Genomic DNA, 15,633 nt, shown 5'->3' on the forward strand with positions numbered 1-15,633 from the left:
GACGACACTGGCGCAACCGGTCAGTCCTGGGCCATGGGGCGGCCCGAGGAACAGCTGGAAGGAGGGGGACACGGCAGTGAGTGACGGCACACCGTACCGACCTCGACGCGCCCTCCCAGCCGTGGAGGACGATGAGCAGTACTACAGCCAGCGCGACCTGGACCAGTACGACGGCTCGGACCAGTACGACGGCTCGGACCACGATGACGACCTGGACGAGCTCGACGAGCTGGACCTCACGCGTCCACGCGACGCCGCCCCCGTCCGCGGCACCCATGCCACCGATGCCACTCCGGACCCTGCGGCCGCCTCGCTGACGACCCACACCGACACCGGCCCCCACCACTCGGCCGGCAACGGCGAGCGCGACTTCGTCAGCTCCGAGCATGATTCGACGTGGGTCATCGAGCAACTGAGCGATCCGGGGGATGACCTGGACGACACCGTGTTGCGGCGTGGGGACGAGCCCCTGCCCAACGGCTTCCAGCCGCCGCCGGAGCCCATCGTGCTCCCCCATCAGGCACTCTCCGGCGCCTCCCCCGGTACGCCGAGCGCCCCGGCGGCCGCGTCGGGAGCGACCGAGGGCCGCACCGCAGCCCCGACCCAGGCCCCGTCCTCGCCGTCGATGCCGCACACCACGGTCACGGTCGCGAACTGGTCCGACACCAAGCCCCCCTCGAAGCGGCACGGCCGCGCCGGGCTGGTCGTCGGTGCCGTTGCCGCGGTGGTGATCGTCGCGCTCGCGATCGGGTACGCCGCGCTGGCCCTGACGGGCACCAGCATCGCTGGCAACACACCGCAGACGCCGAGCTCCCCGCCCCCGACGAGCGCCTCCGCGTTCGTCCCGTCGCTGGCACCCGAGAGCCTGCTGGAGCCGCAGCAGGCCCAGGGTCTCGTACCGGATGCCACCTGGGAGATCGCGATGACCCAGAGCGGTCGTACCGAGGAGTCCCCGGTCGCGACCTGCTTGGCCCGACCGACCGCGGAGGACCCGGCCGCCAAGGGCACCGAACTCCGCACCCTGTCGGCGAGCGGTGCCCGCACCGTCTCGGTGCTGCACGAGGCCAACCTCTACCCCGACCGCGAGACCGCGATGCACGTCTTCGCCCAGGCGGCACAGCAGTTGGGCGGCTGCTCGGTCGAGACCGCCTACCTGGGGTCGGCGAAGGACATCCAGAACCTCGGCAACGAGGCGCTCAGCGTCGACATCACCCTGACCAACAACGGTGCCCCCGAACTGCACACCGTGATGCTGATCCGGACCGGGCTGGTCGTCAACGTCATCGACGCGGCCACCACCGACCAACGGATCCCCGCCGAGGCGCTGGCCACCACGATGGCGCCGGTGGTGAGTGAGCAGTGCACGGCGGCCGACGGGATGTGTGCGCAGCGCCCGGCACTCACCGACATCGTCCCGCCGATCAGCGGTGAGTACCCGGGGCTGCCGGTGCTGGCCGACGTGCCGCGGCTGGCCGACCAGACCGGCCACTGGTCGGCGACCGAGCCGGTCCGTGACCCGAAGCTGATCCAGGGCGCCCAGTGCGAGCGGCTCGACCAGACCAAGACCAAACCGCAGGCGACCATCGGTCGGGCCTACCTGGTGCAGGACGACAACACGATCCCGCAGACGTACGGCTGGGACATCTTGTTGTTCACGCTGCCGGACGCCAAGGCGGCCGAGGCGTTCGCCAACGAGGTCGGTGGGTCGATCGAGGGCTGCGAGGAGCGGCAGCGGACGGCGACGGTGAGCGACCCGCAGACGTTCACCGGGACCGGGACGAACCAGACCCCGCTCAAGACCACCACGTGGACCATCCGGCAGGACACCGGTGAGGGCGAGGGCGACTTCCTCGAGTTCCGGGTGGCGGTGTCGGTGGCCGGCAACAAGGTCGTCTACCTGTTCCTGCCGCTGGAGGAACGGATCAACTTCACCGACCAGCAGTGGCAGGCGCTGACCACCCGCGCCGCGCAGCGCGCCACCCAGATCTCCTGAGCCGAGGTACCGGGCCGTCCGACGAGCTCGGCCACGGGGAGGTCGTACGCTGGCCGCATGACACAGCCCACGACGATCGAGGTGACCGGTCCGACCATCCGGCTCGGCCAGTTGCTGAAGCTTGCCGGGATGATCGACTCCGGCTCCGACGTCAAGGAGCTGCTGGCCGCGGGTGAGGTGCTGGTGAACGGTGAGCACGAGACCCGGCGTGGCCGACAACTGGTGGCGGGCGACGTCGTCGAGTGCGCGGGTGAGGCCGTCCGCCTAGCGGTGCCCGCCTGACCGCGCCTGGCCGGCCACCGGCCACTGAAGGGCAGCGCCGGGCCAACGTTCGCCGAGAGGGCAGCGCCCCGCCAACGTTCGCCGAGAAGGCAGCGCCCCGCCAACGTTCGACGAGAAGGCAGCGCCCCGCCAACGTTCGACGAGAGGGCGGTAGGAGAGGCCTCCAGCGGCGTTTCAGCTCTCCGAGTGCCCACTCGGTGACGGGGAGGCTCGCCAACTGCCCACTCGGTGACAGCGAGCCTCGCCAACTGCCCAGTCGATGACAGCGAGCCTCGCCAACTGCCCACTCGGTGACAGGGAGCCTCGCCAAGCGCCCCGCGATGACAGGAAGACGCCCGGCGAACGTTCGCCGAGAGGGCAGTCGGAGAGGGGCTCCAGCGGCGTTTCAGCTCTCCGAGTGCCCTCTCGGTGACAGCGAGCCTCGCCAACTGCCCACTCGATGACAGCGAGCCTCGCCAACTGCCCACTCGGTGACAGGGAGCCTCGCCAAGCGCCCCGCGATGACAGGAAGACGCCCGGCGAACGTTCGCCGAGAGGGCAACCGGAGAGGGGCTCCAGCGGCGTTTCAGCTCTCCGAGTTCCCTCTCGGTGACAGGGAGCCTCGCCAACTACCCACTCGGCGACGGGAAGGCTCGCGGGAGCGCTCCGCCAGAGACACCACACCCCCGGCCCGGCCTCACCACCCCGTCAAGGGGGCGAGGCGGACCGGGGGTGCCGCGGTGTCAGGTGCTGCGGGGCGTCAGCCGCGCTGCAGACCCGCCATGATCTCGCGCATCAGCGCAGCGGTCTCGCTCGGCGTCTTGCCAACCTTGACCCCGGCGGCCTCGAGGGCCTCCTTCTTGGCCGCCGCGGTGCCGGACGAGCCGGACACGATGGCGCCGGCGTGGCCCATCGTCTTGCCCTCGGGGGCGGTGAACCCGGCCACGTAGCCGACGACCGGCTTGGTGACGTTCGCCTTCACGTACTCGGCGGCCCGCTCCTCGGCGTCGCCGCCGATCTCGCCGATCATCACGATCGCGTCGGTGTCGGGATCATCCTGGAACGCCTGCAGGCAGTCGATGTGGGTCGTCCCGATCACCGGGTCACCACCGATGCCGACGGCGGTCGAGATGCCGAAGTCACGCAGCTCGTACATCATCTGGTACGTCAAGGTGCCCGACTTGGAGACCAGGCCGATCCGGCCGGCGGTGGTGATGTCGGACGGGATGATGCCGGCGTTCGACTGGCCGGGGCTGATCAACCCGGGGCAGTTCGGACCGATCAGGCGGGTCTTCGACCCGGCCGACAGGGCGTAGAACTCGGCGGAGTCCTTGACCGGGACACCCTCGGTGATCACGACGGCCAGCGGGATCTCGGCCTCGATCGCCTCGACCACGGCCGACTTGGTGAACTTCGCCGGGACGAAGATCACCGACACGTCGGCGCCGGTCTGCGCAATGGCGTCGGCCACCGTACCGAAGACCGGGACGCTGACCCCGTCGGCGAAGTCGGCCGACTGGCCGGCCTTCTTCGGGTTGACGCCACCGACCACGTTCGTGCCGGAGTTGAGCATCCGCTGGGTGTGCTTCATGCCCTCGGAGCCGGTCATGCCCTGGACGATGACCTTGGAATCGCTGTTCAGGAAGATTGCCATTGTGGTGCGTCGCCTCTCAGTTCTTCGTGGCCGGAGCGGCGTCCGCGGCGGCGAGTTCGGCGACTCGACGCGCGGCTCCGTCCATGGTGTCGTTCTGTTCGAGCTTCGGCAGCTTCGCCTCGGCCAGGATCCGGCGGCCCTCGTCGGCGTTGTTGCCGTCGAGGCGGACCACCAGCGGCTTGACGGTCGACTCGTCGGCGCCCAGCAGTTCGAACGCCTGCACGATGCCGTTGGCCACCGCGTCACAGGCGGTGATGCCACCGAACACGTTCACGAACACGCTCTTCACCTGCGGGTCGCCGAGGATGACGTCGAGCCCGGCCGCCATCACCTCCGCACTCGCACCACCACCGATGTCGAGGAAGTTCGCCGGCTTGGGTGCCCCGGGGAACTCCTCGCCCGCGTACGCCACCACGTCGAGGGTGCTCATCACCAGACCCGCGCCGTTGCCGATGATGCCGACCGAACCGTCGAGCTTGACGTAGTTGAGGCCCTTCTCCTTGGCCTTCGCCTCCAGCGGGTCCGAGGCCGACGCGTCCACCAGGGCGGCGTGCGCCTCGTGCCGGAACTCGGCGTTGTCGTCGAGGGTCACCTTGCCGTCGAGGGCGAGGATCGTGCCGTCACCGGTCTTGACCAGCGGGTTGACCTCGACCAGGGTGGCGTCCTCGTCGCGGTAGACCTCCCACAGCTTGATCAGGACGGCGGCGATGGCGGCCCGGTCGGCCTCGGCGAAGCCGGCGGCGGCGACGATCTCGTCGGCCTTGGCCTGGTCGATGCCGGTGTTCGGGTCGACCGGCACCTTCGCCAGTGCCTCGGGCCGCTCCACGGCCAGGGTCTCGATGTCCATGCCGCCCTCGACCGAACACATCGCCAGGTAGCGACGCTCGGCACGATCCAGCAGCAGTGAGAAGTAGTACTCCTCAGCGATGTCGGCGCCCTCGGCGACCATCACGGTCTTGACGACGTGGCCCTTGATGTCGAGGCCGAGGATCTCTTCGGCCTTGGCGCGGGCGTCATCGGCACCCTTGGCCACCTTGACACCACCGGCCTTGCCGCGGCCTCCGGTCTTGACCTGGGCCTTCACCACCACGACGGGGGTGCCCAGCTCGGTGGCGGCGGCCGCCGCCTCGTCGGGGGTGGTGGCGGTGATGCCCCGCAGAACGGGTACACCATGCGACTCGAACATGTCGCGGGCCTGGTATTCGTAGAGATCCACGCGGGCTCCTCACAGTACGGATCAGGGTCAGGCACGGTCGCCTGGCCCCGTACGCACGGTTGCGGTGCGAGCACGACGCTGTTCGAGCGGAGTGAGGGCAGGTGTCCGGCCGCTCCGAGCCTAATGCCAGACGGGCTCCGAAGTCGCCCCGGGTCAGCCTGCGGGCGACTCGGCCGGACGGACCGCCGACCGTACCCACTCGACGATCTCGGCCATGGTCGCCCCGGGGGTGAAGATCTGCTGCACCCCGAGCTCCCGCAGCGGTTCGCGGTCGGCCTCGGGAATGATGCCGCCGCCGAAGACCACGATGTCGTCGGCCTCCTGCTCGGCGAGCAGTTCGGTGAGCCGGGTGAACAGGGTCATGTGGGCCCCTGACAGCACCGACAGGCCGATCGCGTCGGCGTCCTCGGCGACGGCGGCCGAGACGATCTGCTCCGGCGTCTGGTGCAGTCCGGTGTAGATGACCTCCATGCCGGCATCGCGAAGCGCCCGGGCGACCACCTTGGCGCCGCGGTCGTGCCCGTCCAGGCCCGGCTTGGCCACCACGACCCGGATCCGACGTGTCTGCTCCACGGCCCCAGCCTAGCCCTCGTACCGGCGCCCAGCCCTCGTACCGGCGTCCGGCCCCGTACGGGCGGTCGACCGCCGGGACCGGCGCGAGGCGACCCGGCGCGTTGTTATCGTTGTCCACGGAGTGGGCACCCACCCATGGCGCGTTACCCGACTGTTATGTAGGATCGGGCGTGTCCGGTGGACATCGCCCCCCGACCCGGACCAGGACAGCCGGAAGTTCGACACATCGCCTGATCAGAGGAGCGGCTCGCACGTGGCGCGTACGCAGAAGCCCGGTAGGGGGCGAACCCGGTCGACCGAGACGTTCGGCACCTCAGGTGACGACCGTTCGGGGTGGCTGGGTCATTCCCTCGCCGCTGTCGCCGTGTCCGCGCTCGGCCTCGTGGTCGCCGGATCCATCACCATCGCCGGTCCCGCAGCGACCTCGGCCGGTGCCGGCAAGGACGGCGTGGCCGGACCGGACGTGACCCGCGCCGTGCCGGCAGCGGAGCAGCCGGACGCCGACACCGGTGGCGAGGGCAGCACCAACCCGAACCGCGTCCAGGACGGCCGGGGCACCCTCGACACCTTCGACCCACGGCAGAAGTCGACCAGCCGCGATGTCGTACGCAAGCAGCTCAAGCAGGTCGGCGTGGTCAACAAGGCCAGGCAGCGCTCCGCACAGCTGGGTGAAACCGGTGGTCGGGTGCAGTCCAACAACCGGGGCCTGTCCGCGAACGAACGGACCAAGGCGCTGGCGGAGGCCGAGCAGCAGGCCAAGGCCGAGGCCGAGCGGCAGATCGAGGAGGAGCGCCGCAAGGCCGAGGAGGAGGCCAAGCGGCTGGCCGAGCTGGCCAGCCGGGGGCTGCTCAGCGAAGAGGAGTTGAAGAACCTCGAGAAGGAGGGCCGGTTCACCCCGCCCCCGGGCTCCTGCCAGATCCCCCTCACCCCGGGCACCTATTCCATGGGCTCACCCTTCGGCGCGGTCGGCTCGTGGGCGGTCTACCACACCGGGCAGGACATGCCCGCCCCGTACGGCACCCCCATCCGGGCCGCCAAGGCCGGTGTCGTGATGCCGGGAGTCGGCGGCTGGGCGGGCAATGACATCGTGATCGCCCACGCCGGCGGTGAGTCCACGCTGTACGCCCACATGTCACACCGCGCGGCCCGGGTCGGCCAGTCGGTCCAGGCCGGGCAGATCATCGGGTACGTCGGCTCCACCGGCCGCTCGAGCGGACCACACCTCCACTTCGAGTTCTACCCCGCCGGGACTCGCCCGGGCAACGTGCTCACCGCACGGAACCCGATGTCGTGGCTCCGGGCCTGCGGCGCCTGACCGCCACCCACCTCCACCCGATCCGGGTGTGATCTGGACCATATCCGCCCCACAGGGCTTGGCATGTCGTTACCTTCCCGTTATGGTCGGTGGCGGCCCATCGAGATCTGGTGGTCCGACCGCGAGTCAAGGCACTTCCCACATCGGCCTGTTTCTCGCCCTCCCGGGGGGGAGGACCTACATGCCGTTCGGTGAGGAGAGCCAGGTTGGAGACCAAGAATCATCCGGTGCTGTCCTGCGCGCTGAAGATTCGGGCCACGTTCCGCCCCGCGCCAAGGACCACCGGTCGTCCCCGCACTGACGCGGAGACCGCCCAGCCGACCACCCGTCGCCCTGCTCGCGTCGCAGCCCGTACGAGCCGCGACGCAGCCGGCACCAACGTCGGCGGAGCCACGAAGGACGGAGCCACGAAGGCCAAGCGCGCCGCCGCCCGCCGGGGCAAGCGCACCGAGGGCGAGGTGAATGCCTGGGTACGCAACCTGGCTGCGGTCTCGCTGGTGAGCGCCCTGGGCATCGGCGTCGCCGGGGCCCTGTCCGCACCGGGCACCGCGATCTCGAACCCGGAGCCGCCCGCTGCCCAGGTGTCGATCGATCCGAACGTCCGCCAGCCGGCCGAGTTCAACCACCGCGGGGAGCGCACCAACCGGTCGCTGGGCCGCGAGGCGATCAACGACCGCCGCGCCAACCTGCGGGCCCAGTCGTCCCAGATCGCCCGGGCCCAGGCCCAGGCGGCGCTCGAGTCGCGGACGAAGAAGCTCGGCGAGTCGGCGACCAACGTCAAGAAGAACGCCGAGGCCATCAACTCCCGCCGGGTCAGCCGGATGCCGCTGGACACCTACACGATCACCGGTCGCTGGGGCGCCGTCGGACCGTGGGCCCGCTACCACACCGGGGTCGACCTGGCCGCTCCCGTCGGCACCACCATCTACGCACCGGCCGCGGGCGTCGTCGTCCACGCCGGCAGCGGTGGCGGGGCCGGCAGTTGGGCCGGCTGCTACGTCGTGGTCAAGCACAACGACGGCCAGCAGAGCCTGTACGCGCACATGAGCTGCGGGATCCCCGTCTCGGTCGGCCAACAGGTCACCGGCGGCACCGTGCTGGGTCAGGTCGGCATGACCGGCCGCACCTTCGGCCCGCACCTGCACATGGAGCTCTACCCCATCGGCACCACCTACGGCGACATCTACACCAGCATCGACCCGCTGCCCTGGCTGCGCGGCAGCTGAGCCCCGCTCAGAGCTTCTCGAGCGGTGCCAGCTTCAGGTTGAGGTGCTTGGTGCCCGAGGATCCGAAGTCGACCTCGGCGATCGGGTCGCCCTTGAGCCGACCCAGCGACACCACCGTGCCCATCCCGAAGTAGGTGTGCAGCACCCGGTCCCCCGCATCCAGCTGCGGCACCTCCTTCACCGTCGACCGGCCGCCCCCGAAACCGGACGTGGGTGACTCCCGCCGCTTGGTGCCCCAGCCGGCGGCCGTCGCCGAAGTCGAGCGCCAGCTCGTCTGTGCGGCCGCGGTCCGCCGCCAGTCGATCAGCCCGGCCGGGATCTCGTCGAGGAACCGGCTCGGCGGATTGTGCTGCGGCGCCCCCCACGCCACCCGGACCGCCGCGCGGGAGAGGTAGAGCCGTTTCCGGGCGCGGGTGAGGCCCACGTACGCGAGCCGCCGTTCCTCCTCCACCTCGCGCTTGTTGCCGAAGGTGCGCTGGTGCGGGAACACCCCGTCCTCGAGGCCGGTGAGGAAGACCGTCTCGAACTCGAGCCCCTTGGCGGTGTGCAGGGTCATCAGCGTGACGACGCCGGAGCCGTCCTCGTCGGCGTCGGGGATCTGGTCGGAGTCGGCAACCAGGGCAACCCGTTCCAGGAAGGCACCCAGCGAGCTGTCGGGCTCCGGCGCCCCGTCGGCCAGTTCCGCCGCCAGCTCGTCGGCCTCGTCGGTCTCCTCGGCCGGTGCGCCGACCTGGCCGGCTGCCGGTGCGCCGCCAGGCCCCTGGGCCGGGTCAGCAGGCGCCCCGACCGGCGCGACGGCGTCGGGATCGGTGCCGACCGCGGCCAGGTCGGCGGCGGTCACCACCCCGGCCTGGGCCACGAAGTCCTGGGCGACCGCGACCAGTTCGAGCAGGTTCTCCACCCGGGTCTGGTCCTGCGGGTCGCTGGACCCCTGCAGCTCGGCCAGGTAGCCCGACTCGGCCAGCACACTGGTCAGCACCGTGTCGGCCGGCTCGCCGGCGGCCACCATGTCGACGTGCTGGTCCAGCAGCGCGACGAACCCGGCGATCTGCTTGGCCGACCGGGTCGCCAGTCCGGGCGCCTCGTCGGCCCGGCGCAGCGCCTCGGTGAAGGTGATCTGTTCGCGGGTCGCCAACGCCTCGACACAGGCGACCGCCCGGTCACCGATCCCCCGCTTCGGCACGTTGAGGATGCGCCGTACGGCCACGGTGTCGGCCGGGTTGCCGATCGCCCGCAGGTAGGCCAACGCGTCCCGGATCTCCTTGCGTTCGTAGAAGCGGACCCCACCGACCACCTTGTACGGCAGCCCGACCCGGATCAGCACCTCCTCGAACGCACGCGACTGGGCGTTGGTGCGGTAGAACACCGCGACCTCGGAGTACGGCGTCCCCGCATCGTGCAGCCGATCGATCTCGTCGGCCACGAACTGCGCCTCGTCGTGCTCGGTGTCGGCGACGTAGCCGACCAGCGGGTCGCCCGTGCCGGCGTCGGACCACAGCCGTTTGGCCGCCCGGTCGGCGTTGTTGGTGATCACCGCGTTCGCCGCGTCCAGCACGTTCTGGGTGGAGCGGTAGTTCTGCTCCAGCACGACGGTCTCGGCGCCGGGGAAGTCGGTGGTGAAGTCGAGGATGTTGCGGATCGTCGCACCCCGGAAGGCGTAGATCGACTGGTCGGAGTCACCCACCACCATCAGTTGCGAGGGCCCGACCTGCGGCTCCCCGCTGTCGGTGGCCGGCTCCACCTGGCCGCTGCACAGCTGCCGGATCAGCGCGTACTGGGCGTGGTTGGTGTCCTGGTACTCGTCGACCAGGACGTGTCGGAACCGGCGCCGATACTGCTCGCGGACGTCGTCGAACGCCTCCAGCAGGTGGACCGTGGTCATGATCAGGTCGTCGAAGTCCAACGCCTCGGCGGCCACCAGCCGGCGCTGGTACTCCCCGTACACCTCGGCCATCTTCTGGTCCTCCGGGGTCTCGGCCCGGCTCACCGCGGTCTCGTGGTCGACCAATTCGTTCTTGTTGTTGGAGATCCAGTTCAGTACGGTCCGCGGCGGCACCTTGCGTGGGTCGAGCCCGAGATCGGTGCACACCAACTGGACGAGCCGCTTGGCGTCGGTGTCGTCGTAGATGGAGAACGACCGCTTCATCCCGAACCGGCCGATCTCGGCGCGCAGGATGCGGACGCAGGCCGAGTGGAAGGTCGCCACCCACATCAGCTTCGCCCGGTTGCCGACCAGCTCGGTCACCCGGGACCGCATCTCGGCGGCGGCCTTGTTGGTGAAGGTGATAGCCAGGATCGAGCCGGGGTGGACGTGGCGTTCGGCGACCAGGTGGGCGATCCGCCGGGTCAGCACGCGGGTCTTGCCCGAGCCGGCCCCGGCCACCACCAACAGGGCCGGGCCGTCGTGCACCACGGCCTCCCGCTGGGGTGGGTTCAGCCCGGCCAGCAGGTCACGCCTGGGCTTCTTGGCACGCTTCTCCCGGTCACCGCCCGCAGACGTGCGCGCCGGCCGTACGGGCGCATCGAACTGGCCACCGAACAGGTCATCCTCAACGTTCTCCATGTCACCGACGAGCCTACGGCGTGGGTCCGACAACCCCCACACCCAACGGCCCGCACCCGGCCGGGCCTTGGGAGGCCGGGTCAGCCTGTGGTGCCGGCCAGGTCCCGTACGGCGGCGGCGAACCCGGCGGTGATCCGCTCGTCGATCCCGGCCGCCAACTGGCCGACGTGGCCGAACGCGGGGGCGCAGGTCACCTCGTACCCACCCTCGGGCAGCATCCGGTCGCTGACGATGTAGGCGGTGCTGTCGGTGTAGCCGACGAACACGACCGGGCCGTCGACCGCGTCGCGGACCAGCTGCTTGATGTCGTTGACCGGTTCGCCGCCCATGGTCGCCAGGTACAGCGGCTGCGCGGTGTCGGCGGTCAGCCGGACCAGGGTGCACACCAGCGACAGGTCCGTGGGCCGGTCGTCGTAGTCGGCAGCCATCGCGACCGCATTCGTCCACGCCGGATGGTCGGGCAGGGCCGGTTCGGCCTCGGCGATGTCGACGAAGTGTTGCCGGTCGAACGGCTCCAGCGGCAGCAAGACGGTGAACTCGACACCGCGGGGGGCGAGCTGGATCGGTTCGCCCGGCTGGTCGAGCAGGGCGAGCACCTCGTCGGCCAGGTCGCGGGCGAAGCCGTCGACCACCTCGAACGGCCGCGGCGTGAACTGGCCGTCGACGATGCTCGCCCGGGGCCGCGCGTCACCGGCCGCCCCCTGGAAGAACAGCGGCGTACAGCCGTACCGGTCGGTGGTCAGCAGCTGGCACAGCCGGGCCGGGAACTCCCCGGTGAGCACCGTCTTGTCGGGGTAGAAGACCGGGTGGCAGGCGTACACCACGACGCAGGCCGCCAACACGTCGTCGGCATCGGTGACGGTCAGCAGCACCAGCTCGGTGTCGCGCGGTGCGCCCTCGTTCGGTCCCGCGGTCGCCTGCCCGTCGGTCACCTGACGACGTTGGATGTTGAGGTCGATGTCGGTACGGCGCAGCTCCAGCCGACCCGGGCGCAGGTGGGCCATCGCCGCGTCGATGGCGGCCCTGCCCTTGCTCCGCAGCAGTTCCTCGTACTCCGGACGCCCACTGCCGGGGTTGAAGCCGGCGACGGCACCGGCGTTGTGGTTGTGCACGGCGCCGACGGTGACCCCGGCCGGGTCGATGCCGTACGCCTGCCGGGCGTGCTCGGCCAGGTCGCGGTTGAGCGCCCGGTCGAAGAACAGCAGGTCGTAGCTCACCCACAGCAGCACCCGGCCGTCGGCGGCCCGCACCGCCAACACGCGGACGTACTGGTCGTCGTGGACCGACGTACTGGTGCTGGCGAAGTCCCCGGTGCACGCCAACCGCATCGGCGCCGGCGGCGTGATCACCTCGACGGCGGTCGCGAACTGAACGGTCGGATCGGCAGGCTCTGCTGGCATGCTGATCATCCTTGCCCACCGCCGGTGCGTGGTCAGTCGGTGGACACCTTCGGTGAGGATTCGGTCGTCGACGCGGGCGGGGCCCTTCAGGCTGCCGCTAGCATTGACCTCCATGTGGTGGCGTCGAATTCCGGTGAAGAAGATCGCGGGCTACACGGCGCTGAGCGTCGCCGCCGTCCAGGCCGCCACGCTGGTCGCACTGGGGGTCGTCGACTACAACCGCAAACGCAACCGCCACCCCGCCCACTTCCCGCGGGTGGCCCCGCACACGGTGAGTGCCGGCATGTCCGAGGTCACCCTCTACACCTACGGCGAGGACCTCTACTACGACATGCTGTCGGCCATCCGGCAGGCCAAGAAGCAGGTCTTCTTCGAGACCTTCATCTGGAAGGGTGACGCGATCGGGCAGGCGTTCAAGGACGCGCTGATCGAGGCCGCCGAGCGTGGTGTCGAGGTGTACGTGGTGTACGACGTGTTCGCCAACCTCGTGGTGCGCCCCGACTTCTTCACGATGCCACCGTCGGTGCACGTGAAGCGGCACCCGTTGCTGAACGGCGGCCTGATGTTCTGGCACCCCCGCTGGTCGGGCCGCAATCACCGCAAGATCATGGTGGTGGACGACGACGTCGCCTTCGTCGGTGGCTACAACATCGGTTCGCTGTACGCGACGGACTGGCGTGACACCCACGCCCGGCTCACCGGCGACGTGGTCCCCGAGATCCAGAACGCGTTCATCGACTACTGGAACGCCGAACCCAACAAGAAGCGCCCGATCCTGCCGGATCCGACCGAGCGGACATGGGTTCCCAACTTCCAGGTGCATCGCAACATCCCGCGCCACCTGCTGTATCCGATCCGCGGGATGTACCTCGACGCGATCGACCGCGCCAAGGACCACATCTACCTGACCCACGCCTACCTGATCCCCGACGGCGACATGATCATGGCGTTGGAGGCGGCGGTGCGCCGCGGGGTCGACGTACGCATCATCGTGCCGGCCGAGTCCAACCACATCGTCGCTGACTGGTTGTCGCGAGGCTTCTACGACCAACTGCTCCGCAGTGGCATCCGGCTGTTCCTGTACCAGGGGGCGATGGTGCACGCGAAGACGGCGACCATCGACGGTCGGTGGTCCACGGTCGGCACGGCGAACATCGACCGACTCAGCCTGTTGGGCAACTACGAGATCAACGTGGAGATGTTCGACGACAACGTCGCCAACCAGTTGGAGGAGATCTTCCGGGTCGACTCGGGCAACTGCATCGAGCTGGAGCTGCCCCACTGGACCAAGCGCCATCTCTTGGTGAAGGTGTCGGAGACGGTGCTCTCCCCGTTCCGCCAACTGCTCTGACGCGAGCAGCGCTGGCGTCTGATCAGCTGTTGATCATGGCGCGCTGCACGAAGCCGAGCAGCGACTCCCGGTCGATCCCGAGGCCTCGCATCTCGGCCACGTACTGCGTGGTCAACTGGACGGCTCTCGTGTGGACCTCGTCGTCGCCGACGTCCGGGGACGACACGACGGTGCCGTTGCGTCCCCGGGTCCGGACGAATCCGGCCGCCTCCAGCTCCCGGTAGGTGCGGGCCACCGTGTTCGGCGCCAGGCCGAGGTCGTCGGCCAGCCGGCGGACCGGAGGCAGCCGCGTCCCCGGGGGCAGCTCACCGCTGGTGATCTGATTGATCAGTTGGGTGCGCAGTTGCTCGTACGGTGGCCGCCCAGTCGGATCGATGATCAGCACGTGCGTTCCCGGGCCTCGGTGATGAACTCCTCGCCCGCCCAGAGCCGTTGCCTGACGTGGCTGGCCCGACCGGCATGGCCACGGGGCCACGCGGACCACAGGGCGAGCGCGGTGGCCCCCAGCGAGAGTACGACCATGATCACGAACGTGATCAGCCCCACCGGACCCGCCACCAGGCCGGCCGGCGAGGCGACCCGCAACACGGTCGTCGCGAGGGAAGCCAGGACGCCCAGCACGATGGGGGTGTGATGCAGGGCCCGCAACGATTCGGAGCGACACACGTCGTCCCACGCCAGTTCCAGCCGCGACTCTGCATGCTGGGGTCGAGCCACGGCGACCCGGCCGAGCACCTCGGCGATGACCAGGAACACCAGCGTCAGGACTGCGGTCACCAACGCCTGGGCGAGCAGCCACGGCCCCTGCCCCTCGCCGCGCAGCACGCCCGACATCAGAAGTTGTGTCGACGCCGCCAGCAGGGCGACCACGATGGCCACGGCGGTCACGACCCGGGCCGTACGGCGGGTGCGGGCCGGGACGTAGTCGGCCAAGGTCGTGGCCCGGGTCCGCGCGACCCGTGGCGCCGTCGGATTGAACTGGTGGCGGCCGACCAGGATCGCGATCACTCCCCCGACGCCGATGCCCACGGGAACCGACAGCACGATGATGACCGCGGCGGCGTCGGCGTTGGGCCCCATCAGGAACACCGCAGCTATGGCGCTCAGCCCGATCGCGGTCACGGCACCGCTGCTGGCCCACCGCTCGTGGGTGGTGATCCGGCGCAGCAGCGGTTCACGCAGGTGTGCCGGTAGCGGCAGCCCCTGCCGTGCCACGTACTTCGCGAGTTCCTTCTCGTTGATCCGCAGGCCTTGGGTGATCGGGACCGACCCGACCCACACGGCCACCGCCACGGCGACCCACACTGCCACGCTCATCCCTGCCTCCTTGCGTTCGCCCCACTCGATGTATCAATACAAACAATGTACTGATACAAACAACGAGATGCAACCCCGGACGACTCCCCGGCCACCGCGACACCACTGCCTCGTCGTGACACCACTTCCTGGCCGCGGCACACCTTGCACGCCGTGACATACGCTCCAGCGTCCGGAAGCGTGTGCCATACCGAGGAACCTGTGCCACCCGAAGAACGTGTGCCATACACAGGAACGCCTGCCATACCGTGGAACGACCGGCAGCTCGGGCCGGCCAGTGCTCAGCTCACGTCAACTGCCCGCCAACCCGGGTCCGCGCGTCATCGAGAGGGCAGCCGGAGAGGCGGAGAGCCGAAGTTTGCCTCTCCGACTGACCTCTCGGTGAAACCGGGCCTCGCCAACTGCCCACTCGGTGAAACCAGGCCTCGCCAACTGCCCACTCGGTGAAACCAGGCCTCGCCAACTGCCCACTCGGTGAAACCAGGCTTCGCCAACTGCCCACTCAGCAGGCCCCGGACGTTCCCGCGGGAACGCCTTGCCCGGCCCGAGGCTCAGGGTTCGCAAGAGTGGGTGCGCCAGGCCGAGAAACCTGTCACATGGCACGCCCTCGGGGCCCGCAGATGATCACCGTTCCATCACGCGGAGGCGCCCCCGGCGATTCGGTTGTTGCGGCGACCCCGGTGGCATCTCTACTGTGGAAAGGACGGTCCACGTGCTCGACGCGCCCATCGGGGGCGCCGCATGGACCACCGAAGGAGATGGCA

General features: G+C 69.8%; 12 protein-coding genes. 5 read left to right on the forward strand and 7 right to left on the reverse strand.

What is annotated here, in order from left to right:
* Window positions 1–76 precede the first annotated feature (76 nt).
* Entirely contained in the window at window positions 77–1,993 is a 1,917-nt protein-coding gene (locus ACQBAU_RS14625) for a hypothetical protein (RefSeq protein ID WP_434548309.1), read from the forward strand.
* A 57-nt stretch (window positions 1,994–2,050) separates the two neighbouring features.
* Window positions 2,051–2,275 (forward strand): RNA-binding S4 domain-containing protein, encoded by a 225-nt coding sequence (locus ACQBAU_RS14630; RefSeq protein WP_434548308.1) that lies wholly within the window; start codon window positions 2,051–2,053, stop codon window positions 2,273–2,275.
* 739 nt (window positions 2,276–3,014) lie between these two features.
* Here ACQBAU_RS14630 and sucD read toward each other — a convergent pair.
* From sucD to ACQBAU_RS14645, 3 genes are all read right to left on the reverse strand, one after another.
* Entirely contained in the window at window positions 3,015–3,908 is an 894-nt protein-coding gene (sucD, locus tag ACQBAU_RS14635; RefSeq protein ID WP_465256039.1) for a succinate--CoA ligase subunit alpha, read from the reverse strand.
* Between the two features lie 16 nt (window positions 3,909–3,924).
* Window positions 3,925–5,124, reverse strand: coding sequence for an ADP-forming succinate--CoA ligase subunit beta (gene sucC / locus ACQBAU_RS14640; RefSeq protein ID WP_434548306.1), 1,200 nt, complete (start codon window positions 5,122–5,124; stop codon window positions 3,925–3,927).
* Between the two features lie 153 nt (window positions 5,125–5,277).
* Window positions 5,278–5,697, reverse strand: coding sequence for a cobalamin B12-binding domain-containing protein (locus ACQBAU_RS14645; protein ID WP_434548305.1), 420 nt, complete (start codon window positions 5,695–5,697; stop codon window positions 5,278–5,280).
* Between the two features lie 364 nt (window positions 5,698–6,061).
* On the opposite strand from ACQBAU_RS14645, the gene ACQBAU_RS14650 reads away from it, so the two are divergent.
* Window positions 6,062–7,012 carry a M23 family metallopeptidase gene (locus tag ACQBAU_RS14650; RefSeq protein ID WP_465259373.1) on the forward strand — a complete coding sequence of 317 codons (951 nt, stop codon included), beginning with the start codon at window positions 6,062–6,064 and terminating at the stop codon, window positions 7,010–7,012.
* A 206-nt stretch (window positions 7,013–7,218) separates the two neighbouring features.
* Window positions 7,219–8,238, forward strand: coding sequence for a M23 family metallopeptidase (locus ACQBAU_RS14655; protein WP_465256041.1), 1,020 nt, complete (start codon window positions 7,219–7,221; stop codon window positions 8,236–8,238).
* Window positions 8,239–8,245: 7 nt separating this feature from the next.
* Here ACQBAU_RS14655 and ACQBAU_RS14660 read toward each other — a convergent pair whose 3' ends face one another.
* Together ACQBAU_RS14660 and ACQBAU_RS14665 are read right to left on the reverse strand one after the other, a co-directional pair.
* A complete protein-coding gene (locus tag ACQBAU_RS14660; RefSeq protein ID WP_465256042.1) occupies window positions 8,246–10,801 on the reverse strand; it encodes a UvrD-helicase domain-containing protein in 2,556 nt (851 codons plus the stop codon).
* Window positions 10,802–10,881: 80 nt separating this feature from the next.
* Entirely contained in the window at window positions 10,882–12,201 is a 1,320-nt protein-coding gene (locus ACQBAU_RS14665) for a hypothetical protein (protein WP_465256043.1), read from the reverse strand.
* 112 nt (window positions 12,202–12,313) lie between these two features.
* On the opposite strand from ACQBAU_RS14665, the gene ACQBAU_RS14670 reads away from it, so the two are divergent.
* The gene (locus tag ACQBAU_RS14670) at window positions 12,314–13,552 is read left to right on the forward strand and encodes a phospholipase D-like domain-containing protein (protein WP_434548300.1); all 1,239 of its coding nucleotides are present in this window, start codon (window positions 12,314–12,316) and stop codon (window positions 13,550–13,552) included.
* Between the two features lie 22 nt (window positions 13,553–13,574).
* Here ACQBAU_RS14670 and ACQBAU_RS14675 read toward each other — a convergent pair whose 3' ends face one another.
* Window positions 13,575–13,937, reverse strand: coding sequence for a GntR family transcriptional regulator (locus tag ACQBAU_RS14675; RefSeq protein WP_465256044.1), 363 nt, complete (start codon window positions 13,935–13,937; stop codon window positions 13,575–13,577).
* Entirely contained in the window at window positions 13,931–14,869 is a 939-nt protein-coding gene (locus ACQBAU_RS14680) for a hypothetical protein (protein WP_465256045.1), read from the reverse strand. The genes ACQBAU_RS14675 and ACQBAU_RS14680 overlap by 7 nt, the downstream gene beginning before the upstream one ends.
* Window positions 14,870–15,633 lie beyond the last annotated feature (764 nt).

Source organism: Carbonicoccus niuqiaonis, assembly GCF_050157065.1.
In the GTDB taxonomy this organism is placed as follows: domain Bacteria; phylum Actinomycetota; class Actinomycetes; order Propionibacteriales; family Propionibacteriaceae; genus Avipropionibacterium.